General features: G+C 58.0%; 20 protein-coding genes. 12 read left to right on the plus strand and 8 right to left on the minus strand.

The features are described from left to right. Nucleotides 1–4: 4 nt before the first annotated feature. From ACP86_RS16130 to ACP86_RS16140, 3 genes are all read right to left on the minus strand, one after another. Nucleotides 5–1,186 carry an NAD(P)/FAD-dependent oxidoreductase gene (locus ACP86_RS16130; protein ID WP_053114767.1) on the minus strand — a complete coding sequence of 394 codons (1,182 nt, stop codon included), beginning with the start codon at nt 1,184–1,186 and terminating at the stop codon, nt 5–7. A 150-nt stretch (nt 1,187–1,336) separates the two neighbouring features. Next, the gene (locus tag ACP86_RS16135; protein ID WP_053114768.1) at nt 1,337–2,392 is read right to left on the minus strand and encodes an NAD(P)-dependent alcohol dehydrogenase; all 1,056 of its coding nucleotides are present in this window, start codon (nt 2,390–2,392) and stop codon (nt 1,337–1,339) included. 105 nt (nt 2,393–2,497) lie between these two features. Next, a complete protein-coding gene (locus tag ACP86_RS16140) occupies nt 2,498–3,301 on the minus strand; it encodes a PhzF family phenazine biosynthesis protein (RefSeq protein WP_053114769.1) in 804 nt (267 codons plus the stop codon). A 241-nt stretch (nt 3,302–3,542) separates the two neighbouring features. Between ACP86_RS16140 and ACP86_RS16145 the strand changes: the two genes are divergently transcribed. Further along, complete coding sequence (locus ACP86_RS16145) at nt 3,543–4,958, plus strand: PLP-dependent aminotransferase family protein (protein ID WP_053114770.1); 1,416 nt, start codon at nt 3,543–3,545, stop codon at nt 4,956–4,958. A gap of 6 nt (nt 4,959–4,964) precedes the next feature. On the opposite strand, the gene ACP86_RS16150 is transcribed toward ACP86_RS16145, so the two are convergent. Together ACP86_RS16150 and ACP86_RS16155 are read right to left on the minus strand one after the other, a co-directional pair. Next, nucleotides 4,965–5,621, minus strand: coding sequence for a response regulator transcription factor (locus ACP86_RS16150; protein WP_053114771.1), 657 nt, complete (start codon nt 5,619–5,621; stop codon nt 4,965–4,967). Next, entirely contained in the window at nt 5,614–7,128 is a 1,515-nt protein-coding gene (locus ACP86_RS16155) for a PAS domain S-box protein (protein WP_053114772.1), read from the minus strand. Before ACP86_RS16155 ends, ACP86_RS16150 begins: the two co-directional genes overlap by 8 nt. 152 nt (nt 7,129–7,280) lie before the next feature. On the opposite strand from ACP86_RS16155, the gene ACP86_RS16160 reads away from it, so the two are divergent. The 6 genes from ACP86_RS16160 (at nt 7,281) to ACP86_RS16190 (ending at nt 14,402) form a co-directional block, all read left to right on the plus strand. After that, entirely contained in the window at nt 7,281–8,909 is a 1,629-nt protein-coding gene (locus ACP86_RS16160; RefSeq protein ID WP_053114773.1) for an acyl-CoA synthetase, read from the plus strand. A 97-nt stretch (nt 8,910–9,006) separates the two neighbouring features. Beyond that, a complete protein-coding gene (locus ACP86_RS16165; protein ID WP_041645090.1) occupies nt 9,007–10,383 on the plus strand; it encodes a solute carrier family 23 protein in 1,377 nt (458 codons plus the stop codon). A 255-nt stretch (nt 10,384–10,638) separates the two neighbouring features. After that, nucleotides 10,639–11,472: a metal-dependent hydrolase gene (locus ACP86_RS16175; protein ID WP_053114775.1), complete on the plus strand. Its 834-nt coding sequence runs from the start codon at nt 10,639–10,641 to the stop codon at nt 11,470–11,472. Nucleotides 11,473–11,582: 110 nt separating this feature from the next. Further along, complete coding sequence (locus tag ACP86_RS16180) at nt 11,583–12,533, plus strand: DegV family protein (protein ID WP_053114776.1); 951 nt, start codon at nt 11,583–11,585, stop codon at nt 12,531–12,533. 139 nt (nt 12,534–12,672) lie between these two features. Continuing rightward, on the plus strand, nt 12,673–13,707 hold the full coding sequence (locus ACP86_RS16185) for a hypothetical protein (protein ID WP_053114777.1): 1,035 nt from the start codon (nt 12,673–12,675) through the stop codon (nt 13,705–13,707). A gap of 56 nt (nt 13,708–13,763) precedes the next feature. After that, nucleotides 13,764–14,402: a LysE family translocator gene (locus ACP86_RS16190; protein WP_053114778.1), complete on the plus strand. Its 639-nt coding sequence runs from the start codon at nt 13,764–13,766 to the stop codon at nt 14,400–14,402. Nucleotides 14,403–14,473: 71 nt separating this feature from the next. Here the strand turns inward: ACP86_RS16190 and fdxA are convergent, their stop codons facing one another. Together fdxA and mutS are read right to left on the minus strand one after the other, a co-directional pair. Beyond that, the gene (gene fdxA / locus ACP86_RS16195) at nt 14,474–14,797 is read right to left on the minus strand and encodes a ferredoxin FdxA (RefSeq protein WP_008170541.1); all 324 of its coding nucleotides are present in this window, start codon (nt 14,795–14,797) and stop codon (nt 14,474–14,476) included. 150 nt (nt 14,798–14,947) lie between these two features. Then, nucleotides 14,948–17,578, minus strand: a complete 2,631-nt coding sequence (gene mutS / locus ACP86_RS16200) for a DNA mismatch repair protein MutS (RefSeq protein WP_053114779.1) — start codon at nt 17,576–17,578, stop codon at nt 14,948–14,950. Nucleotides 17,579–17,659: 81 nt separating this feature from the next. Between mutS and pncC the strand changes: the two genes are divergently transcribed. From pncC to ACP86_RS16215, 3 genes are all read left to right on the plus strand, one after another. Then, nucleotides 17,660–18,160, plus strand: a complete 501-nt coding sequence (gene pncC, locus ACP86_RS16205) for a nicotinamide-nucleotide amidase (RefSeq protein ID WP_008170536.1) — start codon at nt 17,660–17,662, stop codon at nt 18,158–18,160. Between the two features lie 164 nt (nt 18,161–18,324). Beyond that, on the plus strand, nt 18,325–19,371 hold the full coding sequence (recA, locus tag ACP86_RS16210) for a recombinase RecA (RefSeq protein WP_053114780.1): 1,047 nt from the start codon (nt 18,325–18,327) through the stop codon (nt 19,369–19,371). Nucleotides 19,372–19,391: 20 nt separating this feature from the next. Further along, the gene (locus ACP86_RS16215) at nt 19,392–19,862 is read left to right on the plus strand and encodes a flavodoxin family protein (RefSeq protein ID WP_053114781.1); all 471 of its coding nucleotides are present in this window, start codon (nt 19,392–19,394) and stop codon (nt 19,860–19,862) included. A gap of 15 nt (nt 19,863–19,877) precedes the next feature. Here ACP86_RS16215 and ACP86_RS16220 read toward each other — a convergent pair whose 3' ends face one another. Continuing rightward, a complete protein-coding gene (locus ACP86_RS16220; RefSeq protein ID WP_008170530.1) occupies nt 19,878–20,255 on the minus strand; it encodes a PilZ domain-containing protein in 378 nt (125 codons plus the stop codon). A gap of 217 nt (nt 20,256–20,472) precedes the next feature. On the opposite strand from ACP86_RS16220, the gene ACP86_RS16225 reads away from it, so the two are divergent. Together ACP86_RS16225 and fixJ are read left to right on the plus strand one after the other, a co-directional pair. Beyond that, nucleotides 20,473–22,881: an ATP-binding protein gene (locus tag ACP86_RS16225; protein WP_053114782.1), complete on the plus strand. Its 2,409-nt coding sequence runs from the start codon at nt 20,473–20,475 to the stop codon at nt 22,879–22,881. Nucleotides 22,882–22,920: 39 nt separating this feature from the next. Continuing rightward, complete coding sequence (gene fixJ / locus ACP86_RS16230) at nt 22,921–23,547, plus strand: response regulator FixJ (protein WP_008170525.1); 627 nt, start codon at nt 22,921–22,923, stop codon at nt 23,545–23,547. Nucleotides 23,548–23,572: the final 25 nt, after the last annotated feature.

Raw genomic sequence — 23,572 nt, forward strand, 5'->3', positions numbered from 1 at the left:
GCCCTCAGGCGCTGTTGCCGGCCGCCACACCCGAAGCCCAGGCCCACTGGAAATTATGGCCGCCGAGGTGGCCGGTCACGTCCACCACCTCACCGATGAAATACAGGTTTGGCTTCTCCAGCACCGCCATGGTTTTGGAGGAGAGCTGGCGTGTATCCACACCCCCCAGGGTAACCTCTGCCGTGCGGTAGCCCTCGGTTCCCGCCGGCTTGATCGACCAATGGCCGAGGACATCGGCAACCTGCTCAATATCGCTGTTCTTGTAGCCCTGCAAGGGACCGGTCCAGCCCTGCAGTTCGTTGAAGGCCTGGGCAAACCGTTTTGGCAGGTGCTGGGTCAGGTAGTTTGCAATGGTTGACTGCGGGCGGGTTTTCCGGAGGTTCAGCAGGTCATCCTTGATGCGGCAGGCCGGCAGCAGATCGATGGCCAGGCTGTCGCCCGGCTCCCAGAAACTGGAAATCTGGAGCATCGCCGGGCCACTGAGCCCGCGATGGGTGACCAGCATCGGTTCCCGGAAGTGCTGGTCATGGCACTGCACGTCAACGGGACAACTGACACCGGACAAAGGCGCGAGCTGGTCTTTCAATTCCGGCTGCAGGGTAAAGGGTACCAGGCCCGCGCGGGTGGGAAGTATGTCCAGCCCGAACTGCTCGGCTACCCGGTAACCGAATGCGGTGGCGCCCATGGTGGGAATCGACAGGCCACCGGTGGCGATCACCAGGGATTCACAGGTGAGATCGCCGGAGCCGACGCTCAGGCGGTAGCCGCTGTCGATTTCGGTAATGCGGTCGACCGTTGTTTTCATTCTCACTTCTGCTCCTGCCCACTCGCATTCGGTCAGCAGCATGTTGAGGATATCCTTGGCGCTGTCCTTGCAGAACAACTGGCCAGGGGCTTTTTCCTCATGCTCAATGCCGTGCCGGTCTACCAGTTCCAGAAAATCCTGGGGCGTGTAGCGCTTGAGTGCGGAAATGCAGTAGTGCGGGTTGTCCGACAGGAAGTTGGCGGGCGTGCTGTTCAGGTTGGTGAAGTTGCAGCGGCCGCCGCCGGACATGAGGATTTTCTTGCCTGGCTTGTTGGCGTGGTCCAACACCAGCACGCTGCGGCCGCGATAGCCCGCAGTGGCCGCGCACATCAGGCCTGCTGCGCCAGCGCCGATAATAATGACATCGTAGTGTGAAGGCATGGGGTAACCACAAACCGGGTACGAACATTGAGTGGGCGAATTATACGGATATGGGGGGCTGGCGTCTGTGGTGCCGGGGTAACCACGTATGAAGTGGCGGGATGAGAAGGAATCAGAGACCGGGCCCGTGGGGCCCGGTCGCCTTTGCAGTTACCCGTTTTTCAGGGTGTGCATATCGATCACGAAGCGATACTTCACATCGCCTTTTTTCATGCGCTCGTAGGCCTCATTGAGGTTGTTTATATCAAGCATCTCCACGTCGCAGCTGATGTCGTGTTCTGCGCAGAAATCCAGAACTTCCTGGGTTTCCGGCATGCCACCGATCAGCGACCCGGCCAGAACACGGCGCTTGAATACCAGGGCGCCAGCCTCTACGGGTGGCTCTACCGGCTCCAGCAGGCCAACCAGTATGTGAGTGCCATCGTGCTTCAGGCAGTTGAGGTAAGGGTTCAGATCGTGCTGGACCGGAACCGTGTCCAGCATGAAATCAAAGGTTTCAGCGGCTGCGGCCATCTGATCTTCATCGGTGGAGATCACTACATGATCGGCACCCTGCTTTTTCGCTTCCGCAACCTTGCTCTCGGAGCGGGTGAAAATGGTCACCTCCGCGCCAAGTGCCCGGGCGAATTTAACACCCATGTGACCGAGACCGCCCATGCCGATAACACCGACCTTGTGGCCCGCTTTGACGCCATAATGGCGCAGCGGCGAGTAGGTGGTGATGCCGGCGCAAAGCAGAGGCGCAGCGGCCTTGATATCCAGCTTTTCCGGAATGCGAACGACAAACCGTTCGCTGACGGTGATACGCTCGGAATAGCCGCCAAAGGTGATGGAGTGATCGTGGCGGTCCTGGCCGTTGTAGGTGGAAGTCATGCCTTCGCTGCAGTACTGCTCCAGACCTGCTTCACAGGCTGAGCAGGTACGGCAGGAATCCACCATGCACCCGACGCCGACGACATCGCCTACGTTAAAGCTTTTGACCTCGGGGCCAACGGCCGTGACCCGCCCCACAATTTCGTGGCCGGGGACAACCGGATACTCGGTGATCCCCCAGTCGTTTTGTGCAAAATGAATGTCGGTATGGCAGACCCCGCAGTAGTCGATCTCGATCGCAACGTCATCGGGACGTGGATCCCGGCGGTCTATGGTATGAGGTGCCATGCCGGACGTTGGTGACTGTGCTGCAAATGCTTTGGTCGCTGTCATCACTTCGCCTCTGATTAAGAATTGAGGATAAGTTTACGAAACTGACCGTCAGAGCTATCACCGGCGACCATGTCGGTTTTTTCATTTGCACTCTGCAAGTGTGCCTCACAAATGAATGGCGCCTTCCATAAAGAAGGCTGCCTGGCCGGCAATGTCGACGCGATCCCCCTTTAGCTCGCAGCGAAGTACACCGCCCCGGGCAGAAATCTGCCGAGCCTCAAGCTCGGTTTTGCCCAGTTGTTCGGACCAGTAAGGCACCAGCACGCTGTGAATGGAACCGGTAACCGGGTCCTCATCAATGCCGGCGCCAGGCGCGAAATAGCGGCTGACAAAATCGCAGTTGTTGCCAGGTGCGGTGATGATCAGCCCCTGGTTGCCCAGTTGCTTTAATTTGCGCAGATCCGGTTGCGCAGACCGCACAGCGTCTTCGTCCTTCAGGACCACCATGTAATTGGTGTCGTTTGGAACAAAAAACGCTGTATCAGGCGCGCTTTCCAGAGCTTCCCGAATCAGGGCCGGCGTGGGCTGTTTCTCGTAGGCCAGATTCGGGAAATCGAGTACCAGCCAGCCGTCGTCGGATTGCCGGACGGAGAGTGGGCCGCTTTTGGAGCGTAAACGGATTTGCTCTCTGTCCCAGCCGAGTTTGTTGAAGATGATCCAGGCGCTGGCCAGGGTGGCATGGCCGCACAGTGGTACCTCTGTGCCCGGAGTAAACCAGCGGATATGGAAATCCGCGTCCTCGCCGGCCGGAAGAGGCACGAAAAAGGCTGTTTCGGAGAGGTTGTTCTCCGCGGCAAGCGAGAGCATGAGGTTATCTGGCAGCCACTGGTCCAGCGGCATGACCGCGGCCGGGTTGCCACCGAACACCTCGCTGGTGAACGCATCAACCTGATAGAAGGGTAAAGTCACGGTCTCTTCTCCTATTTTAAAGCGCTGGCCTGTTTGGAAATATCATCTGATTTCGAGCCTATTGTAGGAAAAGATCTGACTGCCATAACAGATTCAGATAATCTCGTTTTGAACCGGTACAGAATGCATTTGGTGAGATCTGTACTGGTCATATCGGAAGCAATCTGTACTGCACCGAACAGCTCGGGTTCTGGTGCAATAGATCATTATCACGATGAAGCTTCGCAGGCGAGGGCGGGCAATGGGCATTCTCTACAACCAGGTCGCGGATCAGCTTCAGGGGCTGATTCATGAAGGCGTGTACCGGGACGGCGAACGGCTACCGGGCGTGCGACAGTTGAGCCGGCAGTTCGGGGTTAGCATCTCGACCATCCTCCAGGCACACCAGACGCTGGAGGCGCGGGGTTTTCTGCAGGCCCGTGAACGTAGCGGCTACTTCGTACGGCTGCCCACTGTGGACGCCCCCGAGCCTGTTATGCGCCGGCACCGAAGCCGTCCGGTTCCAGTCAGTGCCAGGGAGATGGCCCTGGACCTGTGCGCGGACGAACAGAAGCGCATGGTACCGCTGGCCACGGCGATCCCCCACCCGGATTACCTGCCGCTCCGCCAGATCCAGCACAGCACGCTCTGGGCGGCACGCCGGGGTCTGGAAACCCTGGACTATGCCTTTCCCGGCAAGGAATCGTTCCGCCGGCAGATCGCCCAGCGGATGGCCACCCTCGGTGTGCCGGTGACGCCAGACGACGTACTTGCCACCAATGGCGCCCAGGAGGCGATCATACTGGCGCTGAGAGCGGTAACCCAGCCCGGAGATATTGTGGCCGTAGAATCGCCGTCTTTCCCGGGCATTCTTCAGGCTCTGGAAGTGGTCGGGCTGAAGGTCATTGAAATTCCAACGCATCCTTCCGAGGGTCTGAGCCTTGAAGGCCTGCAACTGGCCCTGGAACAGTGGCCCCTCAAAGCCTGTGTGGTCGTGACCAATCACAGCAACCCCATGGGTGCGCAAATGTCCGACGAGCGCAAGAAGCAGCTGGTCTCCATGCTGGCGGCAGCGGCTGTTCCGCTGATCGAGGACGACATCTACGGCGACCTTCATCACACCGGGGACCGGCCGAAACCGGCCAAGGCCTTTGATCGGGCGGACAATGTGATTTATTGCAGTTCGTTTTCGAAGACTATTTCACCGGGCCTCCGGCTGGGCTGGATGGTGCCGGGGCGGCATATGGCCAGCGCCAGGCAGCACAAGTATTTCGTCAATCTGGCCACGTCATCGATTCCACAGATGGCGGTAGCGCATTTTCTGGAGCAGGGCGGCTATGATCGCTACCTCCGTTCAGCCCGGCAGCACTATCGCGAAGCCACCGAACGGATGCGGACTGCTGTGGCCAGGGCCTTCCCGGAAGGTACGGCTGTGAGCCGTCCCCAGGGTGGGTTTGTGCTATGGGTCCAGTTGCCCGACGGCGTTTCCGGCACCGAGGTTTACCACAGGGCCAGGGCGGAGGATATCAACGTGGCGCCGGGGCTGATGTTCTCAACCGCCGACAAATACGACAATTGCCTGAGACTGAACAGCGCCAACCCCTGGAGTGAGCGCATCGAGCATGCCGTGGCCAGGCTGGGTGTGCTGGCGCACGACGTCCAGTCTGCGGCGCGTTAGTGCCGTTCAGGTTTTCTCGCCACGCATGTCCAGCGGATCGAGAAGGCCGGCGGCAATGGCAGTGCCGGTCACATCCGGCAAGCGATCGGCGCCCAGGCGTTTCATGACTCGTGCCCGGTAGAGATCAATCGTCTTGACACTGACATCCAGCTGTTCTGCGATTTCCCGGCTCGTGTAGCCCTGGGCCAGTGGCAGGAACACGTCCCGTTCACGGCGGGTGAGGGTGGCCAGCAGGGCTTCGGTTGCCTCATCACCCTGCAACTCTGGAGCGGACTGCTGATGTTCCTGCAGCGCCTGTTGGACGCTGTCCAGGAGCAGTTGTTCATTGAACGGCTTCTCGATGAAATCGAAGGCCCCGGACTTGAACGCCCTCACCACAATGGGAACGTCGGCGTGCCCGGAGACAAAGATGATCGGCAGGTCCAGCCCCCGCTTCTGAAGCTCCTCCTGAACGTTCAGGCCGCCCAGCCCGGGCATCCGCACATCCAGAACCACGCAGCCCGCTTTCTTGTTGCCAACCGCATCCAGGAATTTCCGGCCGTCGCTGTAGGCTTCCACGTTCAACCCGACCGATTCCAGCAACCACTGGGTGGATTCCAGCATGCCGGCGTCGTCGTCAACCACATAGACGGTGGTGGCTTCCGGTGTCGCTTGATCACTCATCTGGCTGCATCTCCGTGTTCGAGGTTCTGTTCTTGTGGCCCGGGCTGGCCGGGAAACGGCAGATCAGGGAGAGTCCGCCCGTTGCTGCCGGCCTGGCGTCCAGGAAGCCTCCAAAGCCTTCGATAATCGAACGGCTCATCGAGAGCCCCAGGCCAAGCCCCTGGGGCTTGCTGGTATAGAACGGCTGGAACATCTGGCGAATGCCCTGCGCGTCGAGCCCCGGGCCTTCGTCGATGACCTCAATCAGGGTTTCGTTCTGATCGTTGATGCAGGTCGTTATGGCGATCTGCGAGTGTGGGCCCGGGTTGTCCTCACCGCGAGCCTCAACAGTGGCTTCGATACCGTTGCGGATCAGATTGATCAGCACCTGTTCCAGCAGCACCGGGTCGGCGGTGATGACGGGCGCACAACAGGCCAGATTCTCTCGGATCTGCACCTTGTTTTTCTCGGCCTCCCATTGGCAAAGACGGGCGACATTGCTGACGACTTCGTTCAGTGCGATTGGTGCGGTCCGCTTCTGGCCCTTGCGCAGGAAAGCTCGCAAACGTTTGATGACCTCCGAGGCCCGGTTGGCGTGGTGAACAATCTTCTGGAGGCCGTCGTCCACTCGATCGAGGCATTCGGGATTGGTTCGGGCGCCTTTGAGATAGCGCTGGCTGGCGCTGGCAAAGTTCACGATGGTGGCCAATGGCTGGTTCATCTCGTGGGCAATGCTTGAGGCAAGCTCCCCCAGAGTGGCGAGCCTGGCGGTGTGGGCGAGTTCGTCGGCCAGCCTGCGGTTGTTCTCCTCGGACTCTACCCGGGCGGTGATATCCCGGGATACGCTGATGACCTCAATCACAGCGCCAGTGTAGGTTTCCCGAATGGCCCTGCTGGCAATCTCGAACCAGCGGCGGGAACCGTCCCGGTGAATAATCTCCAGAGTCATGGTGGCGTAGCCGTCGTCCCGTAGCTGGTTGCGGGTTTCAGCCAGCTTCTGAACCACCTGATCGCCCCGGAAAATTTCTTCCAGGGGCTTACCCCTCAGTTCTTCCGGCCAGTAGCCCAGCAGCCGCCAGGACGCGGGCGTGGCATCGATAAACCGTCCGTCCGGGGCATGGCGGGAAATGAGGTCGGTGGTGTTCTCGGTAATCAGCCGGTAAAGACGGTTGGAGCGGGTCGCTTCTTCCCGGTTGATGATTTCGTCTGTAGCGTCTCTGGCCCGCGCCAGAACCGTCGAGCTCCCGATATCGGGGACGAACGTCCACACCAGGAAACGCTCGGTGGTGTCTGCCGGAATTCTGGCTTCCACATTCTCGATCGATCGTTCCTGCTCCAGGGACGACTTCACAAGCGCCTGAACGTTGACCGGCAGCAGATGGAACAGCGAGGTCAGGTTGGCGTTCTGGCAAAGATGATGGCTGGCCAGGTTGCCCTCCAGAACGCTGCCTGTCGCATCCAGGATCAAACCGGGTTGCGGGTCGGCGTCATGCAAACTAAATACACTTGGAGTGGAAAAATCGTTCATGGCTTATCGTTATAGTAAATTAACTATAATACGTTGGTATAGTTTCTAGTGTTTTTGCTATCCAATACTATTCTGACCAGCCCGAAGTATAGCTAGTTTAGCGATATTCCTGAATACGCCATAAGAACAACAGTACTCAAGAGGACCACGCAATGACCTCGATATTTGATCAAGGCCTGGCGCCCGTCGACGCCAACTACGCCGTCCAATCTCCCGTTGATTTCATCGAACGTACCGCTACGGTTTACCCGGAGTATCCCGCCGTCATTCACGGGGCCATCCGTTACAACTGGGCGCAGACCTACGAACGTTGCCGCCGTCTGGCATCAGCCCTCAAAGGGCGCGGCATCGGACGCGGTGATACCGTTGCCGTCATGCTTCCGAATATTCCCGCGATGGTGGAAGCCCATTTCGGGGTGCCCATGATTGGCGCGGTGCTGAACACCCTGAACGTTCGCCTGGACGCTGAGGCCATCGCCTTCATGCTGGATCACGGTGAGGCCAAGGTTGTGATTGCCGACCGGGAGTTCGGTGAGGTGATCAGGGACGCCGTCAGCCGGCTGGACACCAAGCCGCTGGTGATCGATGTGGACGATCCCGAGTATGGCGAGGGTGTTCAGGTCAGCGATCTGGACTACGAGGCGTTCCTTCAGGAAGGGGATCCGGCGTTCCAATGGAGCTTCCCCGACAACGAGTGGGATGCCATCTCCCTGAACTACACATCCGGCACGACCGGGAACCCGAAGGGCGTGGTTTACCACCATCGTGGCGCCTACATCAATGCCATCGGCAACCAGGCAGTCTGGTCCATGGACATGCACCCGGTGTACCTGTGGACCTTGCCGATGTTCCACTGCAACGGCTGGTGCTTCCCCTGGACCATCACCGCCATGGCAGGAACCCACGTCTGCCTGCGCCGGGTTGATCCCGAGAAGATTCTGCAGCTGATCCGGGATCATCAGGTTACCCACATGTGTGGCGCCCCGATTGTGCTTAACGCATTGCTGAACGTGCCGGAATCCGCCAAGGCCGGCATTGATCACGACGTGAAGTCCATGACAGCAGGCGCGGCACCCCCCGCCCAGGTCATTGGTGCCATCGAGGAAATGGGCATCCAGGTGACTCACGTTTACGGTCTGACCGAAGTCTATGGCCCGGTAACCGTTTGTGCCTGGAAATCCGAGTGGGATGCGCTGCCACTGCATGATCGTGCCCGGAAAAAGGCCCGTCAGGGCGTTCGTTATCACACTCTGGCAGGCACGATGGTCGGCGACCCGAACACCATGGAGCCAGTGCCCAAAGACGGCAAAACCATCGGTGAGATTTTCCTGCGCGGCAATACGGTGATGAAGGGCTATCTGAAGAACCCCAAAGCCACCGAAGAGGCCTTCCGGGGTGGCTGGTTCCACACCGGGGACCTGGCTGTATGGCACGAAGACGGCTACATGGAGATCAAGGACCGGCTGAAGGACATTATCATCTCCGGTGGTGAGAACATTTCCACCATTGAGGTTGAGGATACCCTTTACCGCCACCCGGCTGTGCTTGAGGCAGCTGTGGTTGCCCGGCCGGACGAAAAGTGGGGCGAAACCCCCTGCGCCTTTGTGACCCTGAAGCCGGAAGCCGGTCAAGTCAGCGAGGAAGACATCATCAACTTCTGCCGCGAGCACCTGGCCCGGTTCAAGGTACCCAAGACCATCGTCTTCTCGGAGCTGCCCAAAACCTCCACGGGTAAGATCCAGAAGTTCGTGCTGAGGGATCAGGCCAAAGAACTGGACTGATTCCCCGATCGGCTGCGCCGGCCCCGGCGCAGCCGAATTAAACCAGAAAAAACAACGCTGTCAGGCACACGCGCCGCGTGAGCCCGGAGACCTTTTTATGCAAATGTTTCACCGAAAGAACGGGGAAGAGCAGCCGTTCTGGCCGGCCGGTCCCTTCAAGGTTCGTCTGCCGTTCGTTCATTACCGCTGGGAGTTCGCGGAGATGGTGCAGGCTCTGATCATGTTCGTGGTCAGCCTGGCCATGATTCCCCTTCTTGAGAAATACCTGGGTGTGCCCTACGACGTGGCTCTGGCTTACGTGGTGATCTGTGGCATCGGTTTCATGCTGCCGGCACTGCTGGGTGTTCCCCTGGTGCCGGGCTGGATTACGCCAGGGATTCCTGTGGTTCTGCTGTTCCTGAGCGACTACGAGCCGGGCCCCGAGGCGATTCAGGCGCTGTTCGCGCTGCAGTTCCTGGTGTTCATTATCTTCCTGGTTCTGGGTATTACACGCCTGGGCAGCAAACTGGTGGAGCTGATTCCCCGTTCCATGAAAGGCGGGATTATCATCGGTGCCGGTATCGCCGCCCTGATGGGTGAGATTGAGGCAGGCGGCCGTCTCGCCAACACGCCGATCTCCCTGATCATCGGTGGCCTGGTGTGCCTCTACCTGATGTTCTCGGTATCGTTCAAAGGTTTTGTGGAAAGCAATTCAATCGCCCGCAAGATTGCCAACTACGGCATGGTGCCGGGTATGGTGGTTGCGATCCTGGTTGGCTTTGCAACTGGCGAATACGAGGTGCCCAATGTGGAGTGGGGCATCACCAAACCCGCGTTTGATGAGCTGTGGAACTACCTGCCGTTCGCCGTCGGATTCCCGGATGCCAACGTCTTCCTGTACGCCATTCCCACGGCGGTGATCGCCTACGTGATTGCCTTCGGCGATATCGTGGTCGGCCAGTCATTGATGAACCGCGTTGATCATCTGCGCAAAGACGAAGATATCGATAACAGCATCGACCGGGTGCATCTGGTAACCGCTATCCGCAATGGTGGCCACGCGTTCTTCGCACCCTATCCGGGGCTGGCGGGCCCGATCTGGACGGCTGTCACTGCCACCATGGCCGAGCGCTACAAGTACGGTCGTAACGCCATGGACTCCATCTACAGTGGCGGCGGTACTTTCTGGATTACGGGTTTTATTGCCCTTTTCGTTCTGCCGCTGGTGAGCTTCTTCCAACCGGTGCTGCCGATTGCCCTGTCACTGACACTGCTGCTGACCGGCTATATCTGCCTGATGGTAGGGCTGGAGCAGCTGGAGAATAACACCGAGCGTGGCATTGCCGGCACCATGGGTGTTGTTCTGGCCGTCTATGGCGCTGGCTGGGGCCTGGCCACCGGCGCCGTCCTCTATTTCCTGATTGAACGTACCAAATTGCTTGGCTTTACCGCCGACCCGGAAGCGCCGGGCGTGAAAGCCGCGGAAGAGCACTAAACCTGCGTCTTCCGGCTCTGCACCGGAAGGCGTTGACCCCCTGTGTGTCCTTGGGAGGCCTCGTGCCTCCCTTTTTTATGCCTGAATGTTTCCCTGAGCATGGGCGTTGACAGAATGTCATTTCGTGACAATTTGTCTAATTTTTCCTCCTGAAGTATTCCTTCCGCGCGGTTTCCGGGTTTAAACTGCCAGAACTGATGAAATTTTGTCCGCTGTTCAATACTGATAACAACACTACAAAAACAGGAGGCAGTCATGACCATCAGCTCCACGCCCGAGGGGGTGTCCGTTGAGCCGAGACATCTGCGGTTCGATGTCAGCGAGGATCTGAAAACGCTCTGGCATGGCAACGATGCTTTCCGGACCGCGTTTTTCAATGCCCTTTCCCTGCAGTTCCCTGATGGCGAACAGCAATTCATTAATGCCGTGCGACTCTATCGGGACCAGATTGAGGATCCCAAGCTGAAAGCGGAAATTCGCGGCTTTATAGGCCAGGAGGCGCTGCACAGCCGGGAGCACAAGAGCTACAACGAAGCTCTGAAGGCGCGGGGCTATGATATCGATGCCCTCGACCGGCGGTTCGAGAAGCATATGGCGTGGGTTGGCAAACTTCCGCCGAGCCGGCAACTGGCGGGCACCTGCGGTGCCGAGCATTACACGGCGGTACTGGCCAACGCCATCCTGAGTCACCCCGAATGGATGGAAGGGGCTACCCCGGCCATGGCAAAGCTCTGGCGCTGGCACGCCATCGAGGAAACCGAACACAAATCCGTTGCCTTTGATGTTTACCGGGAATGTGTCGGCAACGAGCGGCTGCGCCGGATCGTCTTCCTGTTTGTGACCTGGAACTTCTTCAAGTACACCTTCCTGAACACCTGTAGCCTGCTGAAAGCTGATGGCAAGCTCTGGAGTCTTCGTACCTGGATTGGTGGCCTCAATTTCCTGTGGGGAAAACCCGGCGTACTGCGCAAGTGTCTGCCGGAATTCCTGGCCTATTTCCGCAAAGGCTTTCATCCCTGGCAGCAGGATAACCGTGAGCTGCTCGAACGGAATCTTCAGGAACTGGATATGACATCGACTGCAGGATAGGGCCGGGTTGCTGAAATTCTGACCGGGGTGTGTAAAACTGTTCGGCACAAAGAATAACGACAATAAAGGGGGCTTCCGCTCGAGGAGCTGCCCGGAGCTGGAGGCCCACCATGCGAGTTGGTTTGATCGTCGATTCTGCGTGCGACTTACCCTACGAGTTCAGCCGCAAGCATGACCTGTTCGTCCTGCCGGTAACCGCTGTAATTGATGGCCAGACCTATATAGACAAACATGATCCGGTTCGGACCCAGGAGTTTTACCAGAGCGGTTTGCTGCAGAAAGGGCATCAGGCCGAGACTCGCGCCTTCACCGCTGAGCAGATCCACGACCTGTTCATGGAGAAGATCGTTACCCAGTTTGATGTTGCTATCTGCGAGACTGTCACGAAAACCCGAAGCCTGATTTTCCAGAATGCCACCGAAGCCATGAACAGTGTCCTGGCAAATTACGAAGGGGCGCGGCACGCCGCCGGTCGCGATGGTCGTTTCTTCATGCGGGTCATCGACAGCAAGCAGATCTTCGCCGGCCAGGGCTTGCTGGCAGCCCACACCCTCAAGCTGATCGACCAGAATGTGTCCAAGAATGCCCTGCGCCATGAGGTGGAAACCTTCAGCGACAGGATCTACACCTGCGTGATTCCGAGGGATCTGCACTACATCCGTGAACGGGCACGGCGTCGTGGTGACAAGAGTGTGTCGGCACTGGTTGCCTTCCTGGGCAAAGCACTGAACATTACGCCGGTTATCTTCGGGCAGGGGGCCGAGGGCCAGCCTGCGGCCAAAACCCGGAGTTTCGACGTGGCCGTGGAAAAGGTGATGAACTATGCCGCTGCCCGTGTCGAAGCCGGGCTTCTGACACCCTATGTAAGCCTGTCCTGTGGTCTTACCTGGACGGAGATCGAGGATTTGCCCGGGCTCAACCGACTGCGCGATGCTTGCGAACGCAATGGTGTGGAACTGCTGCTCTCCCAGATGGGGATTACCAGCAGCATCTACGTTGGCCCCGGCAGTCTTTGCCTCGCACTTGCTGCGGAACCCCACACCTTCAACGATTTTCAGTAACTCCTTCTCAGAGTGCGTGACTGAATCATACTGGCCCGGCCGCGCCTCTCCACCTGTAGTTTTGGCAAACCTGCCAGCGTTTCGTTCGTGTTAGCCTCTGGCCTGTGTGTTTCATTTCTTCAACAGGACAACTGACGCCATGACCAAAGGCAAAACGGATCTCGCCAACCAACTGCTTGAGCAGCATGTGAAACATGAGCTGGCTTCGCTAAAGGGCGCAAAGCTGCGCAAGTTCCTGGAGCAGGAGCTCGATGAGCTCTGGCATTATGCCGGCGAGATAACCCTTGGCCGGATAACCTCGGAAGAGCAGGTGATGGGCGTTATCCAGCGTATCGTTATGGACATGGAACTGGATGCAGGCATTCCGGAACTGGCCGCGGAGATGGCCACCGAGGTGCTCAATGCCGAAGTGCAGTCAAAGACCACCCTGGGCGAGATCATCACCCGCGAACAGGCCACGGGCTTTCTGGAGGAAGCTCTGGAGCTCCGGCAGCAGCGTGAACGGGTGATCAGCGAGATCATGGCGCACCCGGTCTATCAGGAGCTGGTGTCCAATGTCGTGTACCACGGCCTGGTGAACTACCTGTACGAGGATAACCTGATCACCAAGTCTGTGCCGGGCGTTGGTTCGATGATGAAATTTGGCAAGCGGATGGCCAATCGGGCGGTGCCGGGGCTGGATGAAACCTTTGAGCGTCGACTGAAAGCCTGGTTGTCTGACAGCCTGCCCGGTTTGATCAGCCGCAGTGAGCAATTCCTGCACAGTGCCCTGTCTGATGAGGAGCTGCGCGACAGTGTGATGGCCGCCTGGGTGTCTTTGGAGGATCGCACCATTGCCGAGCTGCACGAGGGGCTCGGAGACGTGCAGCTGCAGGAGTTTGTGGTGCTGGGCTATGAGTTCTGGCTGCAGTTTCGCAAGACCGGATACTTTGAGAACTGTGCCCGGGCCGTGGTTTCCCACCTGTTCGACAAATATGGCGAGCGCCCGCTTACAGACCTGCTGGGCGATATGGGGGTAAGCCGCGAGGTTGTTATGGCGGAGATAGATGCCTACGCAATTCCGGTTATAGACGTGTTGCGTGAAGAGGGCTATGTTGAGGCCCTGATTCGTCGGCGGCTTGCGCCATTTTACAAGTCCGCCGCTGCGCGTAAGATTCTCCAGCAGGAGGCCTGAGTCTGAGATTGTCGGAAGGGCCCCGGGGAAGGTTTTGTTCAGGATTTTGAGAGGGCATGACGTTGATATCGGATCTGTTCTGGGCCTATCTGGTTGCCATTACATTGCTCACCATCACGCCCGGTGTGGATACCCTGCTGGTGATGCGTAATACCGGCCGGGGCGGTTTGCGGGATGGGTGCGTGACCAGTGTCGGAATCTGTAGCGGCCTGTTCATTCATGCCACGCTCTCGGCGCTGGGCATCTCCCTCCTGTTGGTGGAAACCGCCTGGGCATTTTCTGCATTGAAGTGGGCCGGCGCTTGCTACCTGGTCTGGCTCGGCATCGGTTCGTTGCGCCAGGCCCTTCGCCGGGGTGACGCGCCTGCGGCAAAGGACGTAACGGTTGCCCGCCGGAAGGTGGGCTTGGCGGTGTCGTTTCGTGAGGGCCTGCTGTCCAACGTTCTTAATCCCAAAACTGCGCTGTTCTATATGGCTTTGCTGCCACAATTTGTGGATCCGGCAGGCAACGCCTTTGAACAGTCGTTGATGCTGGCCGGTGTGCATTTTCTGCTGGCAATGCTCTGGCAGTGTGGTCTGGCATGGGTGGTGGTGACGTTTCGGAGTCTCGGTGTAAACGCGCGTGTAAAGCGAACGCTGAACGGCCTGACGGGAGGGTTTTTCGTGGCCATGGGTGCCAAGCTGGCCAGCACCTGACGCAATCACGGAACTTCAGGCAAAGAAAAAGGGAAGCCTCGGCTTCCCTTCTTTGTTCCAGTTCCGGATGCTTACTTTTCCAGATACTGAAGCTTGTTCGGCTTGCCATCCCATTCTTCAGCGTCTGGCAGCGGATCTTTCTTTTCGGTGATGTTCGGCCATTTGGCGGCCAGATCAGCATTCAGCTCCACAAACTGGACCTGATCGGCCGGCAGCTCGTCTTCCGAGAAAATGGCTTCGGCCGGGCACTCTGGCTCGCACAGGGCGCAGTCGATACATTCGTCCGGGTCGATTACCAGAAAGTTCGGTCCCTCGTAGAAGCAGTCTACCGGACAGACTTCCACGCAGTCTGTGTACTTACACTTGATGCAGTTATCAGTAACGATAAACGCCATAGTCAGATCCCTGGTCCAGTGGTCGGTCAGTCTCATCAGGAGCGCCGTCGGGCGCTGCCGTTATATTTTGGTGCGCGATATTGTAGGGAGCGACCCGCACAGCCGCAAGCGTTCGACTGCTATAACCTTATTACACAGATCAATTCTTCGCTATTTCTTCATCAACGCCTTCAGTTCGTAAAGCTGATTCATGGCATCCCGGGGGGTTAATCCGTCGAGGTCCATGTCTTTAAGTGCCTCTTCCACGGCGCTGGGCTCCAGGCTGGCGAACATATCGCCCTGGTAAACGGATTCATTTGCCTTGGTTGCCGGTTTGGCCAGGGATGCGTTGTTGCCCTGTTCAGCGGCCGAAGCTGCCGGCGCCGCTGGCGAAGCGCTGCCCTCTAGGTGTGAGAGCTGGGTTTTGGCGTTACGGATCACATCCTGTGGCACGCCGGCCAGCTTTGCTACCTGCAGACCGTAGCTCTGGCTTGCCGGGCCATCATGCACGTTGTGCAGGAACACGATGCTGTCATCGTGTTCGGTGGCCGTCAGATGGACGTTTACGGCATGTTGCAGTTCGTCGGCGAGCTGGGTGAGCTCGAAATAGTGGGTGGCAAACAGCGTGTAGCAGCGTATCTCCCGGGCAAGGTGCTCGGCAGTAGCCCAGGCCAGGGACAGGCCATCAAAGGTGCTGGTGCCACGACCAACCTCGTCCATCAACACCAGGCTGTGCTCGGTGGCGTTGTGCAGGATGTTGGCGGTTTCGGTCATTTCCACCATGAAGGTGGATCGGCCGCCGGCGATATCGTCCGAGGAACCCATGCGGGTAAAAATCCGGTCCACGGGGCCGATCACTGCCCGGTTGGCGGGCACGAAACTGCCGGTGTAGGCGAGCAGCGCAATCAGCGCAGCCTGACGCATATAGGTGGATTTACCGCCCATGTTCGGGCCGGTTATCACCAGCATGCGGCGCTGGGTGTCCATTAGCAGATCGTTCGGTACGAACGGCTCGTCCAGCAACTGTTCAACCACCGGGTGGCGCCCTTCCTCAATGTCAAAACCCGGGGATTCGCTGAACTCCGGCGCGGAAAAGCGCAGGGAGGTAGCGCGCTCGGCAAAATTACTCAGCACATCCAGTTCTGCCAGTGCCTGGGCGGCATCCTGAAGTGGCGCAAGTTGCCCGGCGACGGTTTCCAGTACGTCATCGTACAGGCCTTTCTCACGGGCCAGGGCCCGGCTCTTGGCACTCAGGGCCTTGTCCTCGAACTCCTTGAGTTCCGGCGTGATGAATCGCTCGGCGTTTTTCAGGGTCTGCCGGCGAATATAATCCACCGGCGCCTGATCGGACTGGGCCCGGCTTATTTCGATGTAGTAGCCGTGGACCCGGTTGTAACCTACTTTGAGGGTGCTGATACCGGTGCGATCCCGCTCCCGGGTTTCCACATCCAGCAGATACTGGCCGGCGTTTTCGCTGATGTTGCGCAGCTCGTCCAGCTCCTCGTCGAAGCCTTCCCGGATGACCCCGCCTTCACGGATCACGACCGGGGGATTGTCGATGATGGCGCGCTCCAGCAGATCCGCCAGTTCCGGGTATTCCCCAATGATGGTCGCCAGCCTGACGACGTGGTGGGAATTGACCGGTTTCAGGGTTTCCTGCAGGTCCGGCAGGGCCTGGAAGGCATCCCGAAGCCGCGCCAGGTCTCTTGGGCGGGCCGAACGAAGGGCGACCCGTGCGAGCACGCGCTCAATGTCGCCAACAGCTTTCAGTAGATCGTGCACCGGCTCATAGTGGAACCCGTCCAGCAGTGCCGATACCGCCTGCTGACGCTGGCGGACGATCTCCACATCCCGAAGCGGCCGATTCAGCCAGCGCCGGAGTTCCCGTCCACCCATGGATGTGGCAGTGCGGTCCATGACCCAGGCGAGGGTGTACTGGTGGCCGCCCATGAGATTAGTGTCAATTTCCAGATTGCGACGGCTGGCCGCGTCCAGGATGACTGCTTCATCGCGCCGTTCACGGGTCAGCTTGCGAATATGGGGCAGGGCGGTACGCTGGGTTTCCTTGGCATACTGCAGCAGGCAGCCCGCGGCACAGACGGCGAGATTGAGTTCCTCGCAGCCGAAACCTGTCAGGTCCCTGACCTGAAGCTGATGGGTAATAACCCTGCGGGCCGTATCGGATTCGAAGAGCCAGGGCCCCTGACGGCGTATTCCGGTGAAACCCTCCAGAACGTCCTCGTAGGGAAAATCCTCGCTGATCAGGATTTCCGCCGGACGCAGGCGCTGCAGTTCGCCCTGCAGGGCCTCCAGGTTTTCCAGCTCCGACACGGCAAAACGGCCGCTGGAAATATCGAGCGAGGCAAAACCGAACTGCTCCCGATGGTTATAGATAGCCACCAGCAGATTGTCCCTGCGATCTTCCAGGTAGGCGTCGTCGCTCAGGGTTCCCGGTGTGACGATCCGCACCACCTGTCGCTCAACCGGCCCCTTGCTGGTGGCAGGATCTCCGATCTGTTCGCAGATGGCGATGGATTGACCTGCCCGAACCAGCCGGGCAATGTAGCCCTCAGAAGAGTGATAGGGGATGCCGGCCATGGGGATCGGATTGCCGCCAGATTGGCCCCGGGCGGTGAGGGTAATATCCATCAGCTCGGCCGCTTTCTTGGCATCTTCGTAGAACAGTTCGTAAAAGTCCCCCATGCGGTAAAAAACCAGTTCATTGGGGTGCTGGCCCTTGATCTTCAGGTACTGCTGCATCATTGGGGTGTGCTTGGAAAGATCGGTCTGAGCTGCTGACATGAACGGGTCCGGTAGCCTTGCTTTGGATGAAGGCGTGAATTGTAAGAAAATAACCGCCGTGATGAAACGAAGGAGGTCATTATGCTGGCCAGCGATCAGGAATTGGAAGAGGCAGGCAACCGCCTTGGTGAACGACTGCTGACAACCGGCCGTACAGTTGCGACGGCGGAGAGTTGCACCGGCGGCTGGGTTGCGAAGGTACTGACCGATCGTGCCGGTTCTTCGGCCTACGTGCTGGGTGGCCTGGTCACGTACAGCAATGAGGCCAAGCAGGGGCTTCTGGGCGTAACCCGGAAATCGCTGGATGAACACGGTGCGGTCAGCGAACCGGTGGTGCGGGAAATGGTTGCCGGTGCCCTGGTGGCGACAGATGCTGACGTTGCCGTGGCTATCAGTGGTGTTGCCGGGCCCGGCGGTGGCAGCGATGACAAGCCTGTGGGCACCGTCTGGTTTGCCTGGGGTAGCAGCCCGGCCTCCACCGTGGCCGTGGTAAAACACTTTGAGGGTGATCGTGATCAGGTCCGCAGGCAGGCCGTTCTCTTTGCCCTTCAAGGGGTTAACAATTTTGTGGACGAAGTCTGACGGCTTTCACATCCGGAGGGGTTGGTCTCCTCTGCGGGTTATGTTTTAATACTGTTCAAATATACAGGGAATGGGCTGTTCGAGCTGTACAGATTCCCGATTCACTATTTCGCTGCCAGCCTTTTCCTGAGGGTGGCGGCCCAGGCGACAGAGGGTTTGCACTGATGGAAGACAACCGCAAGAAAGCATTGAGCGCAGCACTTGGGCAGATTGAGCGCCAGTTCGGCAAGGGCGCCGTGATGAAAATGGGCGATCAGCCCCGCGAAGCCATTCCTGCGGTCTCCACCGGTTCCCTTGGCCTGGACGTTGCCCTGGGTATTGGCGGTCTTCCATATGGTCGAATTTGCGAAATCTACGGTCCGGAAAGTTCCGGTAAGACGACGCTCACCCTGCAGGTAATTGCCGAAGCACAAAAAGCCGGCAAAACCTGTGCATTCGTGGATGCCGAGCACGCGCTCGATCCGGTTTACGCCGAAAAGCTGGGCGTCAATGTGGACGACCTTCTGGTGTCCCAGCCGGATACCGGTGAGCAGGCCCTGGAAATTGCCGACATGCTGGTTCGTTCCAATGCGGTAGACGTGATCATCGTGGACTCCGTGGCGGCCCTGACCCCGAAAGCGGAAATCGAGGGTGAAATGGGCGACAGCCACGTGGGTCTGCAGGCGCGACTGATGTCCCAGGCGCTTCGCAAGCTGACCGGTAATGTCAAACACGCTAACTGCCTGATGATTTTCATCAACCAGATCCGTATGAAAATCGGGGTTATGTTTGGCTCGCCCGAAACCACCACCGGTGGTAACGCGCTGAAATTCTACTCCTCCGTTCGCCTTGATATCCGCCGCATTGGTGCCGTGAAAGATGGTGACGAAGTGGTCGGTAACGAGACCCGCGTGAAAGTAGTCAAGAACAAAGTATCGCCGCCGTTCAAGCAGGCCGAGTTCCAGATTATGTACGGTAAGGGCATTTACCACATGGCGGAAGTGCTGGATATGGGCGTCAAGGAAGGCTTTGTCGACAAGTCCGGAGCCTGGTACGCCTACAATGGCGACAAGATCGGTCAGGGCAAGGCCAACGCCTGCAAGTTCCTGGAAGAAAACATGGACATTGCCAACGAGATCGAAGCCAAGGTTCGGGACAAGTTGATGCCCAAGCCTGAACCGAAGAAAGGCGCAAAAGAAGAGCCTGCAGAAGCCAACGGCGAGCTGCTCTAAGCTTGATGTAGGGAGGACGTATGGATGGCATGAAGAAACTTTTGATTGTTGCCCATGCGCCTTCCCCGAACACCCTCCGCCTACGAGAAGCTGTGGATGAGGGTGCCCGCCATGAAGATATCGAAAACGTTGAAGTAACCGTTCTGGCACCGTTGGATGCCGGTCCCGAAGACGTTCTTGCCTGCGACGCCATTATTCTGGGCACCACTGAGAATCTCGGGTATATGAGTGGTGCTTTAAAAGACTTCTTCGATCGCAGCTACTATCCCTGCCTCGAGAAGACCCAGGGGCTACCTTTCGCCTATTACATTCGCGCTGGCCATGACGGCACGGGCACCAAGCGGGCAATAGAAAGCATTACCACCGGGCTGCGCTGGAAGCTGATTCAGGAACCTTTGATCTGCCGGGGTGAATACCGGGAAGAGTTTGAAGATCAGTGTCGGGAGCTGGGGATGTATGTTGCGGCCAGCCTTGACGCCGGGCTGGTTTGATTCCGAAGGCCTGGCTCAGCTGGCAAACCGGTTGTAGAAGCCTTCAATCCGCGACAGGGCATTGTCGACAGTTCGTGAATAGCCCTTCTTGTCCAGGCAATAGCTGAACTGGACACTGACGCGATAGCCGGTCTGGAAGGGCTGGCATTCCACCACCCGGGCACAAACCCGCGATTCGCTGATGTACTTGCCGTCAAAATCCATGAACAGACGGGCGCCCGGCTCTACTGGTCGGGGGCATAGCACTGCCATTCCGTATCGGTTGAGGTCCAGGCAGGTAACCGGCGTGGGGTGTTTGCCACGACCAAGGAAGCTACGCTCCCGGAGCTGGACCTTCAGGCAGGAGGCGGGGTAACGATCCTTGATTCTGCGCTCTGCGGAATCATTGGTCATACGCTGGCGTCCGTTGCGTGCATTGTTTTTATGGTTGGGACATGAAGTGTAGTTCCGGAAAGGCTGGCTGAAAAATGAGCGGCGGCGGAATTGTGAACTGCCTAACAAAATCCCGCGCACTGTGCGCGACTCCAGAAATCTTCGTGCTGAACGCGACAGAGCCGACCGCAGAATCTACAATGACCGGCCAATGTGTTAACCGTTACAGGACCAAACCTTGAAGTCACTGCCTCTGCACCAGCTTTACAAAGCCTGTGTTCTGAAAGATCTGCCGTTCAAAACCACCAAGCAACTGGAGCCCCTGGCTGAAATCGTTGGCCAGAACCGTGCCCAGGAGGCTGTGCGTTTTGCTCTGGCAATGCCCCATGGCGGTTACAACGTCTATGCCGTTGGCCGTAATGGCCTGGGTAAGCGCACCATGATGCTGCGTTACCTCGAGCATCATGTGGATACGGATCAGCAGAGCCATGACTGGTGCTACGTGGCCAACTTCGAGGAGCCGCGCATTCCGAAGCTGTTGCAGCTCCCGGCCGGGAAGGGTACCCAGCTCAAACAGGATATGGAAAAGCTGATGAGTCGCCTGGTCAAGGTTATTCCCCAGACCTTTGACAGCGACAGCTTTCTTGAGCGCTCGGAACAGTTGAAAAACGAATACGGCAAAAAGCAGGAAGACGAGCTGGAGAAGGTGGCGGCCCAGGCCAAGCGCAAAAAAGTCAGCCTCACTGTGACAACCCCGGGCGGTTATCGGTTGGTGGCCATGAATGGCGACGAACCCCACACTGCGGAATCTTTCCAGGCTCTGACCGATGAGCAGCGCGACAAGTTCGAAGATGCCATCAACAAGCTCGAGAAAAAGCTCCGGCAGGCGCTTCGCAAACTGGCGGACTGGGAGCAGGAATACGCTGATAAACAGCAAGCCCTGAATCAGGAGACCCTCGAGAGTATCTCAGGCCATCAGATTGATGAGCTGATCGAGAAATACAAGGATCTGCCGGACGTGGTCGCCTTCTTTGAAGCGGTTCGGGCGGACCTGGTTGAAAATCTCGAGATTTTCCTCGATGACAACGAGGAACAGGCAGCGATTGCGTATGCGTCCCTCGACAAGAAGATGCCCCGCCGTTACCTCGTCAATGTTCTGGTGCATCAGAAAACCAACGAAGTGCCAATGGTGGTGGAGGATAACCCCACCTACCACAACCTGTTCGGTTACGTTGAGAACGTCACTTACAAGGGCACCGTGTTCACGGATTTCTCCCTGATTCGCCCGGGCAGCCTGCACAGGGCCAACGGCGGCTATCTGTTGATGGACGCCATCAAGGTTCTGGAGCAACCGTTCGTATGGGATGGCCTCAAGCGTGCGCTGCGTTCGAAGTCCATACAGATAAATTCCCTGGAACGGGAACTGACGCTGTCCGGAACCATCTCAATTGAACCGGAGTCGGTGCCCCTGGACGTCAAGATTGTTCTGTTCGGCGACCGTGAAACCTGGATGTTGCTGCAGGAGTACGATTCCGAATTCGCCGAGCTGTTTCGAGTCACGGCGGATTTCGAGAACGAAATGTACCGTTCCGATGACAGTCAGCTGCTATATGCCAAGTTTATCGCCAGCCTGGTGAGCGAGAAGAAGCTGCTGCACTGTTCGAACAAGGCGGTTGCCCGGGTGATTGAGCACAGTGCCCGTATGGCCGAGCATCAGGATCGACTGTCCTTGCATGCGGCCGATATTGCCAACCTGCTGCGGGAATCCGATTTCTGGGCCCGTCAGGCCGGTGCCAAGCTGATCCGGGACCTGCACGTTGAGCGCGCGCTGGAAAGCGCGAAATACCGCAGCAGCCGGATCCGGGATCAGTTTTATGATTCCATCCGTGACGGCACAACGCTCGTAACTACAAGTGGCACATGTGTTGGCCAGGTTAATGCACTCTCGGTGCTGTCCACGGGTGGATTTGAGTTCGGTCTTTCCAACCGTGTCACCGCTACCTGCTATTATGGAGATGGCGCGGTCATGGATATTGAGCGAGATGTAAAGCTTGGTGGCAATCTGCACTCCAAGGGCGTGATGATCCTGAGCTCCTGGCTAGCCTCCCATTTTGCGGTCAACGATCCGATGCACCTGTCGGCCAGTCTGACCTTCGAGCAGAACTACGGTGAAGTGGACGGAGACAGTGCTTCTCTGGCAGAGCTGTGCGCGCTGATTTCGTCCCTTTCCGGTATACCGGTTCGGCAGGATCTTGCGATTACGGGGTCGGTCAACCAGTTTGGTGAGGTTCAGCCCATTGGTGGTGTCAACGAAAAAGTGGAAGGCTTTTTTACCACCTGCCAGCTCAAGGGTGGGCTTTCAGGCAGCCAGGGTGTCATCGTGCCATCCACCAATGTGCAGAACCTGATGCTTGACAGCGAAGTGGTGCAGGCAGTGCGCGGGGGGCAGTTTGCGGTGTACGCGGTCGCCCGTGTTGAAGAGGCCATCACGCTGCTGCTTGGAAAGCCTGCGGGCAAGGCCGATGACAAAGGCAGGTACCCGAAGCAGAGCGTTTTTGGCATTATCCAGCAACGGCTAGAAAAAATGCGGGAACACGAGCGTCAGGAACATGCCCGTGACGACCATAAAGACCCGTCAATTCACTGACCGGCGATCATAAGAAAACGGACAGGAGAGAACACACCCATGACTGATATCCAGCAAACCGTGTACGTTGTTGAGGACGATGAAGCAGTCCGCGATTCCCTGGAGCTGCTGCTGAAATCCGACGGCAAGCCGGTAAAGACCTATGAGAGTGCAACCGCTTTCCTGAAGGACTATTCCGACAAGATGGCAGGCTGCATTGTGCTGGATATTCGCATGCCGGGCATGGACGGTATGGAGCTCCAGAAAAAGCTCAATGAAAAGCACTCCATATTGCCGATTATTTTTGTGACGGGGCACGGTGACGTCCCCATGGCCGTCGACGCCATGAAAGAGGGCGCTGTGGACTTCATCCAGAAGCCCTACCGTGAGGAGGCACTGCTGGAGAAAATTGAGGCAGCCCTCAAACAGGACCTTGAGCAGCGCAAGTCTCTGGACGAGAAGCAGGAGATCATTCGCCGCATCAAGAGCCTGACCCCCCGGGAACACGAGATCATGGACCGTATGATTGCCGGTCAGGCCAACAAGGTGATTGCCATTGAGCTGGAAATCAGCCAGCGCACGGTCGAGATCCACCGTTCCCGCGTTATGCACAAGATGGGGACCCATTCCCTGGCACATCTCGTTCGTATGGTCCTGTCCGTAAAGGACCTTATCGACGCAGGGTGATCCCGGCGGCATCATACGGTTACTT

It is taken from the genome of Marinobacter sp. CP1 (assembly GCF_001266795.1).
Taxonomy (GTDB): domain Bacteria; phylum Pseudomonadota; class Gammaproteobacteria; order Pseudomonadales; family Oleiphilaceae; genus Marinobacter; species Marinobacter flavimaris.

Excerpts from the sequence above, each read along its gene's own strand:
- ACP86_RS16165 (WP_041645090.1), top strand. The coding sequence starts at position 9,007 with ATGCAAATGTTTCACCGAAAGAACGGGGAAGAGCAGCCGTTCTGGCCG.
- ACP86_RS16145 (WP_053114770.1), top strand. The coding sequence starts at position 3,543 with ATGGGCATTCTCTACAACCAGGTCGCGGATCAGCTTCAGGGGCTGATT.
- ACP86_RS16135 (WP_053114768.1), bottom strand. The coding sequence starts at position 2,392 with ATGACAGCGACCAAAGCATTTGCAGCACAGTCACCAACGTCCGGCATG.
- ACP86_RS16180 (WP_053114776.1), top strand. The coding sequence starts at position 11,583 with ATGCGAGTTGGTTTGATCGTCGATTCTGCGTGCGACTTACCCTACGAG.
- ACP86_RS16185 (WP_053114777.1), top strand. The coding sequence starts at position 12,673 with ATGACCAAAGGCAAAACGGATCTCGCCAACCAACTGCTTGAGCAGCAT.
- ACP86_RS16130 (WP_053114767.1), bottom strand. The coding sequence starts at position 1,186 with ATGCCTTCACACTACGATGTCATTATTATCGGCGCTGGCGCAGCAGGC.
- ACP86_RS16150 (WP_053114771.1), bottom strand. The coding sequence starts at position 5,621 with ATGAGTGATCAAGCGACACCGGAAGCCACCACCGTCTATGTGGTTGAC.
- fdxA (WP_008170541.1), bottom strand. The coding sequence starts at position 14,797 with ATGGCGTTTATCGTTACTGATAACTGCATCAAGTGTAAGTACACAGAC.
- ACP86_RS16215 (WP_053114781.1), top strand. The coding sequence starts at position 19,392 with ATGGATGGCATGAAGAAACTTTTGATTGTTGCCCATGCGCCTTCCCCG.
- pncC (WP_008170536.1), top strand. The coding sequence starts at position 17,660 with ATGCTGGCCAGCGATCAGGAATTGGAAGAGGCAGGCAACCGCCTTGGT.
- ACP86_RS16190 (WP_053114778.1), top strand. The coding sequence starts at position 13,764 with ATGACGTTGATATCGGATCTGTTCTGGGCCTATCTGGTTGCCATTACA.
- ACP86_RS16155 (WP_053114772.1), bottom strand. The coding sequence starts at position 7,128 with ATGAACGATTTTTCCACTCCAAGTGTATTTAGTTTGCATGACGCCGAC.
- fixJ (WP_008170525.1), top strand. The coding sequence starts at position 22,921 with ATGACTGATATCCAGCAAACCGTGTACGTTGTTGAGGACGATGAAGCA.
- ACP86_RS16160 (WP_053114773.1), top strand. The coding sequence starts at position 7,281 with ATGACCTCGATATTTGATCAAGGCCTGGCGCCCGTCGACGCCAACTAC.
- mutS (WP_053114779.1), bottom strand. The coding sequence starts at position 17,578 with ATGTCAGCAGCTCAGACCGATCTTTCCAAGCACACCCCAATGATGCAG.
- ACP86_RS16220 (WP_008170530.1), bottom strand. The coding sequence starts at position 20,255 with ATGACCAATGATTCCGCAGAGCGCAGAATCAAGGATCGTTACCCCGCC.
- recA (WP_053114780.1), top strand. The coding sequence starts at position 18,325 with ATGGAAGACAACCGCAAGAAAGCATTGAGCGCAGCACTTGGGCAGATT.
- ACP86_RS16175 (WP_053114775.1), top strand. The coding sequence starts at position 10,639 with ATGACCATCAGCTCCACGCCCGAGGGGGTGTCCGTTGAGCCGAGACAT.